The 13,838-nt window shown below is 42.5% G+C and carries 12 protein-coding genes; 5 read left to right on the top strand and 7 right to left on the bottom strand.

The genetic code is table 11. The annotated features are described in order from the left end of the window. Nucleotides 1-705: 705 nt before the first annotated feature. From cysQ to cysG, 6 genes are read right to left on the bottom strand one after another with little or no spacing between them, the layout of a single operon-like run. Nucleotides 706-1,446 (bottom strand): 3'(2'),5'-bisphosphate nucleotidase CysQ, encoded by a 741-nt coding sequence (gene cysQ, locus C9J45_RS17105; protein WP_199187180.1) that lies wholly within the window; start codon nucleotides 1,444-1,446, stop codon nucleotides 706-708. Between the two features lie 25 nt (nucleotides 1,447-1,471). Next, complete coding sequence (gene cysC, locus C9J45_RS17100; protein WP_107208049.1) at nucleotides 1,472-2,095, bottom strand: adenylyl-sulfate kinase; 624 nt, start codon at nucleotides 2,093-2,095, stop codon at nucleotides 1,472-1,474. A 22-nt stretch (nucleotides 2,096-2,117) separates the two neighbouring features. Continuing rightward, on the bottom strand, nucleotides 2,118-3,845 hold the full coding sequence (locus C9J45_RS17095; RefSeq protein ID WP_107208048.1) for an SLC13 family permease: 1,728 nt from the start codon (nucleotides 3,843-3,845) through the stop codon (nucleotides 2,118-2,120). Nucleotides 3,846-3,849: 4 nt separating this feature from the next. After that, nucleotides 3,850-5,274, bottom strand: coding sequence for a sulfate adenylyltransferase subunit CysN (gene cysN, locus C9J45_RS17090; RefSeq protein ID WP_107262067.1), 1,425 nt, complete (start codon nucleotides 5,272-5,274; stop codon nucleotides 3,850-3,852). Nucleotides 5,275-5,284: 10 nt separating this feature from the next. Beyond that, on the bottom strand, nucleotides 5,285-6,193 hold the full coding sequence (gene cysD, locus C9J45_RS17085) for a sulfate adenylyltransferase subunit CysD (protein ID WP_107247342.1): 909 nt from the start codon (nucleotides 6,191-6,193) through the stop codon (nucleotides 5,285-5,287). Between the two features lie 13 nt (nucleotides 6,194-6,206). Next, nucleotides 6,207-7,619 carry a siroheme synthase CysG gene (gene cysG / locus C9J45_RS17080; protein WP_005372729.1) on the bottom strand — a complete coding sequence of 471 codons (1,413 nt, stop codon included), beginning with the start codon at nucleotides 7,617-7,619 and terminating at the stop codon, nucleotides 6,207-6,209. A 417-nt stretch (nucleotides 7,620-8,036) separates the two neighbouring features. Between cysG and C9J45_RS17075 the strand changes: the two genes are divergently transcribed. From C9J45_RS17075 to C9J45_RS17060, 4 genes are all read left to right on the top strand, one after another. Beyond that, nucleotides 8,037-10,004, top strand: coding sequence for a bifunctional 2',3'-cyclic-nucleotide 2'-phosphodiesterase/3'-nucleotidase (locus C9J45_RS17075; protein ID WP_107208045.1), 1,968 nt, complete (start codon nucleotides 8,037-8,039; stop codon nucleotides 10,002-10,004). Nucleotides 10,005-10,076: 72 nt separating this feature from the next. Then, on the top strand, nucleotides 10,077-10,661 hold the full coding sequence (locus C9J45_RS17070; protein ID WP_107208044.1) for a Crp/Fnr family transcriptional regulator: 585 nt from the start codon (nucleotides 10,077-10,079) through the stop codon (nucleotides 10,659-10,661). A gap of 91 nt (nucleotides 10,662-10,752) precedes the next feature. Beyond that, nucleotides 10,753-11,214: a GNAT family N-acetyltransferase gene (locus C9J45_RS17065; RefSeq protein WP_107208054.1), complete on the top strand. Its 462-nt coding sequence runs from the start codon at nucleotides 10,753-10,755 to the stop codon at nucleotides 11,212-11,214. After that, nucleotides 11,214-12,080 carry a DMT family transporter gene (locus tag C9J45_RS17060; protein ID WP_107292794.1) on the top strand — a complete coding sequence of 289 codons (867 nt, stop codon included), beginning with the start codon at nucleotides 11,214-11,216 and terminating at the stop codon, nucleotides 12,078-12,080. Before C9J45_RS17065 ends, C9J45_RS17060 begins: the two co-directional genes overlap by 1 nt. A 116-nt stretch (nucleotides 12,081-12,196) precedes the next feature. Here C9J45_RS17060 and C9J45_RS17055 read toward each other — a convergent pair whose 3' ends face one another. Continuing rightward, nucleotides 12,197-13,057 carry a LysM-like peptidoglycan-binding domain-containing protein gene (locus C9J45_RS17055; protein ID WP_233217821.1) on the bottom strand — a complete coding sequence of 287 codons (861 nt, stop codon included), beginning with the start codon at nucleotides 13,055-13,057 and terminating at the stop codon, nucleotides 12,197-12,199. A gap of 136 nt (nucleotides 13,058-13,193) precedes the next feature. Between C9J45_RS17055 and C9J45_RS17050 the strand changes: the two genes are divergently transcribed. Further along, entirely contained in the window at nucleotides 13,194-13,814 is a 621-nt protein-coding gene (locus C9J45_RS17050) for an FKBP-type peptidyl-prolyl cis-trans isomerase (protein WP_005372738.1), read from the top strand. The last annotated feature ends 24 nt before the right edge of the window (nucleotides 13,815-13,838 follow it).

The following is a 13,838-nucleotide window of genomic DNA, read 5'->3' as shown; positions in this document are numbered from 1 at the left end:
TCAAACTCTTCAATTAAAGTTTTTGTGGTCTTTCGACCGGCTCAATGAATACTGTTAAAATACCGCTAACTAGAAGCTAGTTAGGATATTTGAATTGACTGTGCCAAATAATCCTTCTCTATAAAGAAATGAGTTATTTGTATTGGTCACTAGTATCATTGATAAATCTTTCGACTTAACTTTTCAACGAGTGCCCACACAGATTGCATGGTCAAATTGTTAAAGAACGTTAGCGCAACACATCGTGTTGGCTGAGGCTGCGTATACTACACCGCGCTCAATTTAAGTCAACAATTATTTTAAAATTAATTTTCAAAACCCTTGCCACACTTAACTTAAAGCATACTTCCTTATCTTTTTAAGATTGAGACAAGATTTCAGCATTAAGACTACGATTTACCCAATTTAAAAAACACTGTTTAGCTAAGTTTTAAATTAGTTTTTTTTTATAAACCGCTTACCTACAAGTTATACACAGGTTGTAAATAACTTACTAACCATCCGTATTCCCTGTCGATGGAGCAGCATTATAGGGATAAGCTTAGAGATAGCAATAACAAAATTGAGAATTCAAACCGAATGACAATAAAAACAACGATAAACCCCAAAAATAACACTTTTCGTACAAAACGATACGTTTTCTTCTGTTTAAAAACAAAAAAGGCATATGAGGTAACTCATATGCCTTATCGTTATTTAATAAGATTAGTCTTTTATTGAAACAATAAAAGATGGATTCAGTAATTGCTCGCGATGATAGTTTAATGGTTGCCCTTCTAAATCGAGTACTATAGCCCCAGCACTCTCAGCTACACACTGGCCAGCAGCGGTATCCCACATCATTGTGGGTCCTAAACGCGGGTAACGTTGCGCTCGACCTTCTGCGACTAAACAGAACTTTAATGATGAACCAACTTCCGTCATCTTGTGCTCACCGATTTGTTCTAAGTAGTGATCTAACTCTGGGGAAGGATGAGAGCGACTACCAACAATCGTTGGTACTGTTGCTGCTCGTACACGAATAGGCTCACGACCGGCTTTGGTTTCTAACCACGCCTTATCACCATCACCTAACCATGCTTTTTCTAATGCAGGCGCATACACCACACCTAAAACAGGACGTCCTTCTTTTATTAAAGCAATGTTAACCGTGAACTCACCATTTTTGCGAATAAACTCTTTAGTGCCATCTAATGGATCAACTAACCAAAATGTGTCCCAATTTTGTCGTTGATGCCAATCTGTATGTGCGGACTCTTCTGAAAGAATAGGGATCTCTGGTGTTAGCTGTTGTAGTTTGGTAACGATAAGTTCATTAGCGGCAAGATCGGCATCTGTGACAGGGCTGCTATCTGATTTTTGCGTGATCTGAACTTGACCATGGTAACGAGCCATAATGGCAGCACCCGCCTCTAACGCGATGCTATATATTTCGTCGAGTAACATTGCCAATCCCTTTCTCCTTCATTTATTAGCTGATGATCTGTTTTGACTTTAAATGTTCAACACATTGTTCCACCAGCTTATCTATTGCATTACTACCTGCCGCTAAATGGAGCTCAGGCGATAACGGCGGTTGGTATTCAGAATCAATACCTGTAAATTGTTTGATTTCACCTGCTCGCGCTTTTTTATACAAGCCTTTCGGATCACGTTTTTCACACTCAGCAAGAGGAGTATCAACAAATACCTCAATAAACTCACCTTCAGGCAGTAAATCTCTCACTAACTGACGCTCTTCTCGATGTGGTGAAATAAAAGCACTAAGTACGATTAGCCCGGCATCAGCCATTAATGTCGCGACTTCACCAATACGTCGAATATTTTCACGGCGATCTTCCGCTGAGAAACCAAGATCACGACATAAACCATGACGAACATTGTCACCATCAAGTAAATAGGTGTGATAACCCATTTCAGCCAGTTTATTTTCTAATGCGCCAGCTACTGTTGATTTTCCTGCGCCGCTTAGGCCTGTAAACCACAACACACTCGCTTTCTGATTCTTTTGTGTTGCACGTAATTCTTTGGTTACGGTATGACGATGCCAAACAATATTCTCGTTATCATCATGCGCTTGTGGCGTGATTGTCATAACACACTCCGTTGTCTATTTATTAAAAAGGGAATAACAGTGGGATCAGGGTTAATACAACGATTGAATACACTATCGATATTGGTAATCCAATCCGAACATAATCTCTCAGCTTATAGTTACCTACGCTATAGACTAATAAGTTAGTTTGATAACCATAGGGTGAGATAAAGCTCGCACTGGCGCCAAACAGTACTGCCATAATAAAAGGCATAGGATCAACGTTATAAGCTAATGCTAGGCTATAACCGATAGGAAAAGACAAAGCAGCTGCAGCATTATTCGTGACTAACTCTGTTAACACGAGTGTCAGTAAGTAAACCGCAATTAATGCCCCATAAATTCCCCAGCCATTAAATGCTTCAATCAAAGCTTCACCCATTCGCTCAGATAACCCTGTTGTGATCATCAATTTAGCCAAGGTTAAAGCCGAGCCGACAATCACAACGATATCGATAGGAAAACGGCGGCGTAATTCTGCAAATGAAATAATGCCTACTGCGACCATAACGAAAAGATAAATGGCCAACCCTTTAATGATCGGTAATACATCCAATAAAGCGAGACCAATAACAGTCAGAAATCCCATCAGTACAGCTGCACTTTTGGTGTTATCTAAGCGAGCACTTGAATCAAGACCATTCACCAAGACAAATTCACGATCTAAGGTGGCTTTCTTTTGTTGGAATTTTTTACCCGGCACGATAACTAATGTATCGCCAGCATGCAGTTCGATATTACCGAGTCCACCAGCAAGACGTTCATGACCACGACGTATCGCCACAACGACAGCATCAAAATTTTCTCTAAAACGGGTACTTTTTAAGGTTTTGCCACGAATTCCTGCCGAGTGGCTGATGATGACTTCCATCATCGATTGGCCATTTAGGTGATGCTGACCAAAAAGGTTTAAACCTGGAATTTCTTGAAGTGTGGTTACACTTTCGACATCACCACAAAATAATAAGGTATCGCCTGCCTGCAACTTAGTATCAGGACATACAGGTGCAATAGTTTGACCGTCACGGATCAACTCAGCTAGAAATAAACGGCGTAGGGCACGCAAACCATTTTCGGCAACGGTTTTTCCTACTAATGGGGATTTAGCTTCTACACGTGCTTCAAGGAAATAAGGCAATTGATCATCAGCATGATCATCATAACTGGGTAATAGATGACTAAGCGGGATAAGAATAACTAAGCCAACAACTAATACCGCTAAACCAATCATACTTGGTGCGAAAAAGCCTAAACTAGGCAGACCCGCATCTTCAACGAAACTATTTATGATTAAGTTCGTCGATGTACCTATTAACGTTAACGTTCCACCTAAAATAGCGGTATACGACAACGGTAATAATAATTTAGATGGTGCGTGGCGTTGGTTACGCTTAATCGCACCGATTAATGACACGACAACCGCTGTGTTATTCGTAAAAGATGATAATAATGCGGTTGATAAGCCGAGTTTTGTGACCACAGCCGTTTGGCCGCCCTGTGATATTTGACGCCCAACCCAACTAATCAACCGTGTTTTTTCTAAAGCAATGGAAACAAGGATCAACAACACTAATGTCAGTAATGACGAATTAGTGAAATTGCCAGCCAATGTCGGTAAATCGATCATTCCAGACTGATAACCAATAAATGCCGCACCTGCAAATAAGTAAGGCGGTTTTATTTTGGTTGCCAGTAAGCAGAGAATAATCACCACCAACATAGCTAAGACAATCGCTTGCTCCCATCCCATAGAGTTACCCTAGCAACTTGCTAAGATCTTTAGCATCCCAGTGTGGAAAGTGCTTGCGGATCAGGGCATTTAATTCAACTTCAAATGCTGAGTATTGCGCAGTATTTTGTTTAGCATCTAATGCTTCACGTACCATACCCGCACCAACCGTCACATTCGTTAAGCGATCAATAATGATAAAGCCGCCAGTATCTTTACATGCTTGATAGCTATCAACGGCAATGGCTTCATTTAAGCTCACTTCACATAAGCCAATACCATTAAGCGGTAAAGCATCAGTTTCAAACGTTTCAAGGTTATTAATATCAACTTGGTGACGAATGGCATCAACACTACCAACCGTTTTCTTACCCGCAACTTTAATGTCGTACTGGCGACCTGTTTCTAACGCTGACTCGCCCATCCAAACAATATCAGCAAGTAAATTATTACTTAGTGGCACTGTTTCATCAGCAGCCACTAACGTATCACCACGGCTAATATCAATTTCATCAGCCAAGGTAACGGTTACTGCTAAGCCTGGTGTTGCAACCTCCAAATCACCATCAAATGTTACGATGCGATCAACGGTCGAGGTTTTACCCGATGGTAACGCACGTACTTTTTGCCCCACTCGTAATTCACCTGAGGCTAATGTGCCAGCGAAACCACGAAAATCAAGGTTTGGACGATTCACATATTGCACAGGGAAACGTAGCTCTGTCGACGCCTGACCTTGAGTAAGATCCACTTTTTCAAGCAAGGTCAGTAATGAATCACCGTCATACCAAGGCGTTTGATCGCTAAGGCCAACAACGTTATCCCCTTCTAATGCTGATAACGGCACTAAGCTAATGTTGATATCACTGTTCAGTTTTTTCGAGAACGCTAAATATTCTTCACGGATTGACTCAAAACGCGCTTGGTCAAACCCCACTAAGTCCATTTTGTTAATCGCAACAATAAAGTGACGAATACCCAATAGACTTGCAATGTAAGAGTGACGACGAGTTTGATCTAATACGCCTTTACGCGCATCAATCAAGATCACCGCGACATCACAGGTCGATGCACCTGTTGCCATGTTACGGGTATACTGCTCATGCCCTGGGGTATCAGCAATGATGAACTTACGTGCTTTGGTTGAGAAATAACGGTAAGCAACATCAATCGTGATCCCTTGCTCGCGCTCAGCCTGCAATCCATCAACCAATAACGCTAGGTCAGGCTTATCGCCTGTTGTACCGACTTTTTGACTGTCGGTATGAATTGCCGCTAATTGATCTTCATAAATTTGGTGAGAGTCATGCAGTAGTCGACCAATTAAAGTACTTTTACCGTCATCTACTGAGCCACAGGTTAAAAATCGCAGTAGAGATTTATTATGGTGTTGGTCAAGATAAGCTTCGATACCGAGCTCAGCGACCTGTTGTTCAATCACGCTATTCATTATTCTCTCCTTAGAAGTAACCTTGGCGTTTTTTCAATTCCATTGAACCCGACTGATCATGGTCAATCGCTCGACCTTGTCGTTCACTCGATGTTGCCACCAGCATTTCTTCAATAATGCCCGGTAGTGTATCGGCTGTAGATTCAATCGCTCCCGTTAGTGGGTAACAACCTAAGGTTCTAAAGCGCACACTCTTTTGCTCGATTTTCTCACCCGGTTGAAGATCCATACGCTCATCATCAACCATGATCAACATGCCGTCACGATCAACCACAGGACGTACTTCAGATAGGTACAGTGGAACAATCTCGATACCCTCTAAATAGATGTATTGCCAAATATCAAGCTCAGTCCAGTTTGAAAGTGGGAAAACACGAATGCTCTCACCCTTGTTGATTTGACCGTTGTAAGTCTTCCATAACTCAGGACGCTGATTTTTCGGATCCCATGTGTGGTTCTTGTCACGGAATGAATAGACACGCTCTTTTGCACGTGATTTTTCTTCATCACGACGTGCGCCACCAAAAGCGGCATCAAAACCATACTTGTCCAGTGCCTGCTTTAGACCCTGAGTTTTCATAATATCGGTGTGCTTTGACGAACCGTGCGTGAATGGGCCAACGCCCATTGCGAGACCTTCAGGGTTCTTATGTACCAATAAATCAAAGCCATACTTTTCTGCGGTGCGATCACGGAAATCGATCATCTCGCGGAATTTCCAATCGGTATCAACGTGCAGCAATGGGAACGGGATCTTCCCCGGATAAAATGCTTTACGTGCTAGGTGTAACATTACCGATGAATCTTTACCGATAGAGTACATCATTACCGGATTATCAAACTCAGCCGCTACTTCACGGATAATGTGGATACTTTCCGCTTCTAACTGCTTGAGGTGGGTTAAACGTTTCGGGTCCATCTCTCTCTCCATACTATGCCAGCTTAACTACCGCATCTTGCTGCTGTAGCGACTGTTCCTGTTTTGTGAACCAATCTAATTTCGTCGATAGATTAACTACCTCTCCTACTACTATCAGCGATGGAGAAGCAGCATGTTTTGCTAATTCAGCCAGCTCGCTTAGCTGACCTTTTAAAACTTTTTGGGTTTTCTGGGTACCACGCTCAATAATGGCGATAGGGGTATCAGCACCACGACCGTGCTCTAACAACTGTTGCTGAATATGACTCGATTTCATCAAGCCCATGTAAATCACTAAGGTTTGTTTTCCACGTGCGAGTGTTGACCAATCCAAAGTATCGCCATCAGGCTTGAGATGCCCCGTAACAAACATGGCGGTTTGGGCGTAATCACGGTGAGTTAATGGAATGCCCGCATAGGCTGTAGCACCAGCTGCTGCTGTAATACCCGGTACAACTTGGAATGGAATATCAGCATCAAAGAGCACTTCAAGCTCTTCACCACCACGACCAAACACAAATGGGTCGCCACCTTTTAATCGCACCACTCGCTTGCCTTGCTGGGCGTAGTGAACAATTAATCGATTCGTTTCTTCTTGAGGAACACTATGAAAACCGGCTTTTTTACCCACGCATACTAATTCGGCATCACGGCGGACTAAATCCATCACTTCATCAGACACCAAGTAGTCATACAGCACGACATCAGCTTGCTGCATCAGTTGTAATGCACGAAGGGTCAATAAGCCCGCATCACCTGGACCTGCGCCAATTAATGCAACTTGTCCTTGCGGTGGTGCTTGTTGGGTTAATGCCACCAGCTCTTGCTCAGCCTCTTGCTCACGCCCCGATGCCACTAAGTCACCAAAACGTCCGTTAAAGGCCTGCTCCCAGAAATAACGACGAGCAGAAAAAGAAGAGACGGTTTGTGATAAACGCTGACGGAAGTTACCCGCAATCGTTGCCATACGTCCTAAGTGTTGTGGTAATAAGGCTTCAAGCTTTTCACGTAATAAACGGGCGAGTACCGGCGCCTGACCTGATGACGAGATCGCGACAATGATGGGTGAACGATCAACAATAGAGGGAATAATAAAACTGCAGCGCTGAGTATCATCAACGACATTGACTAATACTTGGCGTTGATTGGCCGATTGATAGACTAGCGCATTAATCGCTTTACGCTCTGTCGCGGCAATGGCTAAGAAAATACCATCAAGATCTGATGGTGAAAAATGTTCTCCGACCAATTTGATCTGTTGAGAAGCTAATGCAGCAGTAAAGTCAGCATTTAAACTTGGTGCAATAACACGAACATCTGCGCCTGCTTTTAATAGCATACGGGTTTTACGCCACGCGCTATCACCACCACCGACAACCAGACATGGTCGACGCTTTAAATCTGCAAAAATTGGCAAGTAATCCATCATTAGCCCTCTTTTTATCCCTAGATGCACTATAGAGGGGGCTTGATATTACTTGAAATTCTAAAATTTCATTTTTTATTCCAAAAAGTTTAGCCGCAACATGCCGACAACACTTAATGACAAGATTTAGCGAATTACACTATATACAATGCATTATATAGTTATAAATCTCACGATTAAGGCGAACGATAGGGAGCAACACAGCAAATAAAAGCTTATGTTATGCCTTTTATGTCTAGGTTATGACGAATCACTCTTCTATTAATACGAGAAATAACGGCCTAATTTTCGATCTCGCTAACAATTGATCAAAAAAAACGAGATGGAGAGCACGATAGTGCGACACAGATAACAGCCTTTCTCAGTACATTTGATACCTTACGCTTGCTTTCTTTGCCTACCCGTTTGGAGATATTCATGAAGTTATCAGCTAAGCCTTTATCAATCGCGATATTAGGCGGTTTACTTACGCTTGCAGGTCCAGCAACAGCAGACACCATCAAACTACGTATTTTAGAAACCACGGATATCCATACTAATGTAATGGATTATGATTACTACAAAGATGCGCCAACCGAGAAAACAGGCTTAGTACGTACTGCAACGTTAGTAGAAAAGGCTCGTGGCGAAGTCACCAATAGTGTCTTAGTTGATAACGGTGATTTACTGCAAGGTAGCCCGATGGGTGACTACATGGCAGCAAAAGGGATCAAGCATGGTGAAGTTCACCCTGTTTATAAAGTCATGAACCAACTTGATTACGATGTTGGTAATATTGGTAACCACGAATTCAACTATGGCTTAGATTTCCTTGATACCAGCATTGAAGGTGCTGACTTCCCTTACATCAATGCAAACGTCTACGACTTAAAAACAGGTAAGAACTTATTCTCTCCTTATCTGATCAAGGAATACACATTTAAAGATAACAAGGGTAATGACCAACAAGTGAAGATTGGTTATATCGGTTTTGTTCCGCCACAAATCATGGTGTGGGATAAAAAGAACCTCGAGGGTAAGGTAGAAGCCAAAGATATTAAGCAAACGGCTGAGAAATTCATTCCACAAATGAAAGCAGAAGGCGCTGATATTATTGTCGCTATCCCACACTCAGGCGTTTCAACCGATCCACATAAAGTGGGTGCTGAAAACTCGGTATACTATTTAACGCAAGTTGAAGGTATTGACGCGATTGCATTCGGTCACTCACACGCGGTTTTCCCAAGCAAAGAGTTTGCAAACCTACCAGGTGCTGATATCGAAAAAGGGACCATTAATGGTATTCCAGCAGTCATGCCGGGACGCTGGGGCGATCACGTTGGCATTATGGATTTAGTATTAGATAAAGAGGGGAACAGCTGGAAAGTCACCTCTGCTCAAACTGAAGCTCGCCCTATTTTTGATAAAGCAACCCAAAAACCCATTGTTGATGCTGATCCTAAATTAGTAGCGGCGGTTAAAGTTGATCACAATGCTACCCGTGATTTCGTTAATCAACCAATTGGTAAAGCAAGTGACGTTATGTACAGCTACTTAGCACTGGTACAAGACGATCCAACCGTGCAAATCGTAAACCTTGCACAAAAAGATTATGTTGAACGCTTTATTCAAGGTGATCCCGATCTCGATGGTATTCCAGTACTTTCAGCAGCTGCACCATTTAAAGCTGGCGGTCGTGGTAACGATGCAACCAACTTTACTGAAGTTGAATCAGGTCAACTGACTTTCCGTAACGCGGCTGACTTATACTTGTATCCAAATACCCTTGTTGCCATGAAAGTAACAGGTAAAGAAGTGAAAGAATGGCTGGAATGTTCTGCTGGCCAATTTAATCAAATTGATGTTAACAGTGATAAGCCACAAGGCTTGATCAACTGGGATGGTTTCCGTACTTATAACTTTGATGTTATTGATGGCGTCACTTACAACATCGATATTTCACAACCAGCGAAATACGACGGTGAATGTAAAGTTATTAACCCAACGGCAAGTCGTATTAAAGATCTTAGCTTTAACGGTAAAGCTGTAAAAGACGATCAGAAATTCATCATCGCAACCAATAACTACCGTGCCTACAGTGGTAAATTTGCCGGTACTGGTGAGAAGTTTGTTGCCTTTGCTGCACCTGATGAAAACCGTACCGTTCTTTCTGACTACATTAGCCGTGTAAGTAAAGAAAAAGGCCAAGTTGTACCAAGTGCGGATAACAACTGGCACTTCACGCCACTGAAAAGTGATAAGAAGTTAGATATTCGCTTTGAAACAGCCAATAGCGAAAAAGCGGCGAAGTTTATTAAAGACAAAGGTCAGTACCCAATGACCCAAGTTGAAACAACGCCAACTGGCTTTGCGATTTACCAGTTGGATTTACAACACGCGAAATAATCGTCGCAATAAAGTAAGCTAGATACCGCAGCTGGTCTGCGGTATTTTTTTATGATTAAAAAGTGAGTCATCATGAAGCCTTCCGCACAACTTTCTCAACTCGCCGAATTTCTTCAACAATTTGGCGCCGAGCAAACCACGATTGATGAAGCATTAAGCCAAGCACAAGTATTAGCGTTACCCACTCGTCACATACTGCTTCATCAAGGGCAACAAGCAGAGCAGTTCTACTTTTTACTTAATGGGATTTGCCATGCTTGCTATCTCACTGACAGTGGTAAGCAATTCAGTAAAGAGTTCTATTGGGATCAAGATACCTTGATTGGCTTTGAAGCACTGATCACTCAATCACCTTCGCCTTTTCTATTAGAAACCTTGTCCGCTAGCGAGCTCATTGCCCTACCGATTGAGCTAATTGAAACATGGCGCTCACAAGGGGTAGCGCTATATCAACACTTATTAGAACGTCAGTTAGTATTTAAAGAAAACAAAGAACGCTTCATGTTGATGTACAGCCCAGAAGAACGATATCAATTATTCACCCAAAGCTTTGCCGAGCTCAACGTTAAACTCACGGACTATCAAATTGCCTCATACCTTGGAATCACCCCGATCAGCCTCAGCCGAATAAAAAAAAGACAAAGCGAACCACAATAATGAAACGATATTAACAATGGTTAATGAGGCCGTGAAAAACGCAGGTTACTATGAAGGTAACTTTGACTATCACAGAAAAAGAGAACACGTGATGATTACTTGGCAATGCCTTTCTTTTGCACAACTGACGACCCACCAGCTTTATGATGCACTAAAGCTACGCGCTGACATTTTTGTGGTAGAGCAAGACTGTGTTTACCCTGATCTTGATGATAACGATCGTGCTGATGATGTTTACCATTTATTAGGCTATCAAGATGGCAAACTGATCGCCTACCTTCGCCTACTCAGTGCAGGACTCACTTACGACAATGTCAGTATTGGTCGAGTTGTTACGGCACAAGAAACACGAGGCAGCGGTATAGGTCATCAACTGCTCAAACAAGGACTCGAAAACGCCACGCGTATTTGGCCTAATGCGACCATCGAGATTGGAGCGCAAGAGCACTTGATCGGCTTTTACTCTCAATACGGTTTTAAACAAACCTCTGATATGTACCTTGAAGACGGCATTCCACATGTTGATATGGTGCTAACACAAGGCGATAACTAATGAAGCAAACTGCTGTGTCATTGGGGATCCTATTACTGATATTCGGTAATTTATCCGCTTCTCTGTCTGATGTCGCAGTTAAATTACTCAATGGCGAAGTCCATCCCTTGCAATACATGTTTCTTCGCCAAGTAATAAGCTTAATTATTATTTTGCCTTTTTGGTTGTCCCAGCCCAAACAGCAACGTGAGGTCGGTAGTTGGAAGATCAATACCATCCGTGCGTATTTAGTATTAGCGGGGAGTTCAATGTTGTTAGTGGCGCTGACATATTTGCCCCTCGCGACGGCCAATGCCTTATTTTATGCCGCGCCCTTATTGATGATCCCACTTTCAATAGTGCTATTAGGTGAGTACCCCACAAAAGGAAAAGTCGTTGCGACAGCGATTGGATTTATCGGAATTTTAATTGTTTTACGCCCTACCCAATTTCACTGGGCTGCGATTGCCGCACTGGGTACTGCAACTACATTGGCGCTCTACAATGTATTAGTACGTAAACTGCCACAATCACAAACGGTATCATCCACGCTCTTTTGGACAAGTGTATTATCACTGCCTGTGGCGACCCCTTTGGCATGGTACTTCTGGCAACCGATCTCACTTGAAAAACTTGGGCTTATTGCTGCAAGTGCGCTATTTACCTTAGGCTATCAAGGGTGTGTGGTATTGGCATATCGTCAAAGTGAAACCCATAAAATTGGGTTAGCAGAATATTCAGGGCTTATTTTTGTCGCCTTCTTTGGTTGGATTTGGTTTAACGAAAGTTTAGATACCTTAACGCTTATCGGTATTTTATTGATCGTTCTACCTATGATGCCAAGACCTAAACGAAAAAAATTCACCACTCAGATCGACATACAGTGATCAAATAGTAACCTCTGCGGTAACGCATAAAAAGAAAAAACAAAAAAGCCCACTTAAGCCTCTCTTTCTAGTTAAAAGCAAATAAGTGGGCTTTTTCATATTTATTTCATCACTGGTTATTTACGATAATAGCTACCATTACTGCTACGGTAATAAGCTGCTGAAATACCATTACCTTCAATCTTCAAACCATCTATTTGGCCATTACTATTTACACGATACATTAGCGTTTGACCGGCCTGTACATTACTGATCGGCTTACCCGCACCTTCAATATTGGCAATTTTATATAAATCCGATAATGGTAACGAGCGATCTCTAAACACGTTCGCTAAGGTTTCACCGGCTGGAACTTTATAACTAACCCATTGCCCAGCATCGCTTGATGCAACCTTGGCCGTGTTTGCTGTCGTTGTTGTATTGGTTGTATTCGTTGTAATCGGTTCATCAGTCGCTTTGGTTACCACCGCCGCTTCTTTTGACAGATCAACGGTGTACGCCTTACCGCCATCTAACGGATAAATTTTCTGAATCATCGGTTTCTTTTCAGGTGCCGGACCAGTATCTTCCGTTCCTCCAACCGCTTTCATCTTACTGTCTTCACGAATATCTGCCGTATCTAAAACAATATCTGTACGCTTACTCACACCAGTATTAGATGATGTCGTTCCCGTTTGCCCTACCGGTTGAGTCGTGCTCGTAGAACCGCCAAGGTTAAGAGAAATACTACGACGAACACCACTGTCTGCACTTTGCTCTTGTTCTAATTGATTCGTTGTCGGCAACATTAATACAGCGACAAAAATAGGCACAAGGATCATCAATGCCCAGCGATGAAAACGTGGAAAATGTGACCATGTATGGCCAATTCCGGCTTTAATCTGACGACATTTGTCAAAGAGCCCTGACAAACTAAAATTGACTGATGATCGTTTTGACGCATGTTTTGTTCTCGAACGGCGATTGGCCTGTCCCATATACAGCACTCCAGAGCTTCATATGTCACGCAATTTGCGAATAATGATTACAAATATTTACCCATGAGTTTACCCATGAGGGGCGAAACTGTTATCCTGCTTGCTTTAATTCATTCAACATTAAGAGATGACGATAATGTCTGACGTTAAACTAGATACAGTTGAGACTAAAGCAAGTTATGGTATTGGTCTACAAATGGGCCAACAACTAGCACAAAGCGGTCTTGAAGGCCTAAACGTAGCAGCAATTGCGAAAGGTATCGCAGCTTCTCTTGCTGGCGAAATGCCAGAAATCGAAGTTGATGAAATCAACAATGCACTACGTGAACTTCACACTGCAGCAGACGCTGCACGTCAAGAGCAGGCTAAACTAGCTGCTGCTGAAGGCGAAGCATTCCTAGCTGAAAACGCAAAGCGTGCAGAAGTTACAGTAACTGATTCTGGTCTTCAATACGAAGTACTCGTTGAAGGTAATGGCGAAATCCCAACTTCTGACAAGCAAGTACGTGTTCATTACCACGGTATGCTAACAGACGGCACTGTTTTTGACAGCTCTGTTTCTCGTGGTCAACCAGCAGAATTCCCAGTAACTGGCGTTATCGCTGGTTGGGTTGAAGCACTACAAATGATGCCTGTAGGTTCTAAGTGGAAACTTTCTATTCCACAAAACCTAGCATACGGTGAGCGCGGCGCAGGTGCTGCAATTCCTCCATATGCAGCACTTGTATTTGAAGTTGAGCTACTAGATATCCTATAAGATATTGCTCTCTTCTTAAAAACG

It is taken from the genome of Photobacterium sp. GB-1, from assembly GCF_003026165.1.
Lineage (GTDB): Bacteria > Pseudomonadota > Gammaproteobacteria > Enterobacterales > Vibrionaceae > Photobacterium.
Note: the sequence above shows the minus strand (reverse complement) of the source record. Positions and strands in the feature narration are given on the sequence as shown.

Excerpts from the sequence above, each read along its gene's own strand:
- cysQ (WP_199187180.1), bottom strand. The coding sequence starts at position 1,446 with ATGTTACTCGACGAAATATATAGCATCGCGTTAGAGGCGGGTGCTGCC.
- cysC (WP_107208049.1), bottom strand. The coding sequence starts at position 2,095 with ATGACAATCACGCCACAAGCGCATGATGATAACGAGAATATTGTTTGG.
- C9J45_RS17095 (WP_107208048.1), bottom strand. The coding sequence starts at position 3,845 with ATGGGATGGGAGCAAGCGATTGTCTTAGCTATGTTGGTGGTGATTATT.
- cysN (WP_107262067.1), bottom strand. The coding sequence starts at position 5,274 with ATGAATAGCGTGATTGAACAACAGGTCGCTGAGCTCGGTATCGAAGCT.
- cysD (WP_107247342.1), bottom strand. The coding sequence starts at position 6,193 with ATGGACCCGAAACGTTTAACCCACCTCAAGCAGTTAGAAGCGGAAAGT.
- cysG (WP_005372729.1), bottom strand. The coding sequence starts at position 7,619 with ATGGATTACTTGCCAATTTTTGCAGATTTAAAGCGTCGACCATGTCTG.
- C9J45_RS17075 (WP_107208045.1), top strand. The coding sequence starts at position 8,037 with ATGAAGTTATCAGCTAAGCCTTTATCAATCGCGATATTAGGCGGTTTA.
- C9J45_RS17070 (WP_107208044.1), top strand. The coding sequence starts at position 10,077 with ATGAAGCCTTCCGCACAACTTTCTCAACTCGCCGAATTTCTTCAACAA.
- C9J45_RS17065 (WP_107208054.1), top strand. The coding sequence starts at position 10,753 with ATGATTACTTGGCAATGCCTTTCTTTTGCACAACTGACGACCCACCAG.
- C9J45_RS17060 (WP_107292794.1), top strand. The coding sequence starts at position 11,214 with ATGAAGCAAACTGCTGTGTCATTGGGGATCCTATTACTGATATTCGGT.
- C9J45_RS17055 (WP_233217821.1), bottom strand. The coding sequence starts at position 13,057 with ATGGGACAGGCCAATCGCCGTTCGAGAACAAAACATGCGTCAAAACGA.
- C9J45_RS17050 (WP_005372738.1), top strand. The coding sequence starts at position 13,194 with ATGTCTGACGTTAAACTAGATACAGTTGAGACTAAAGCAAGTTATGGT.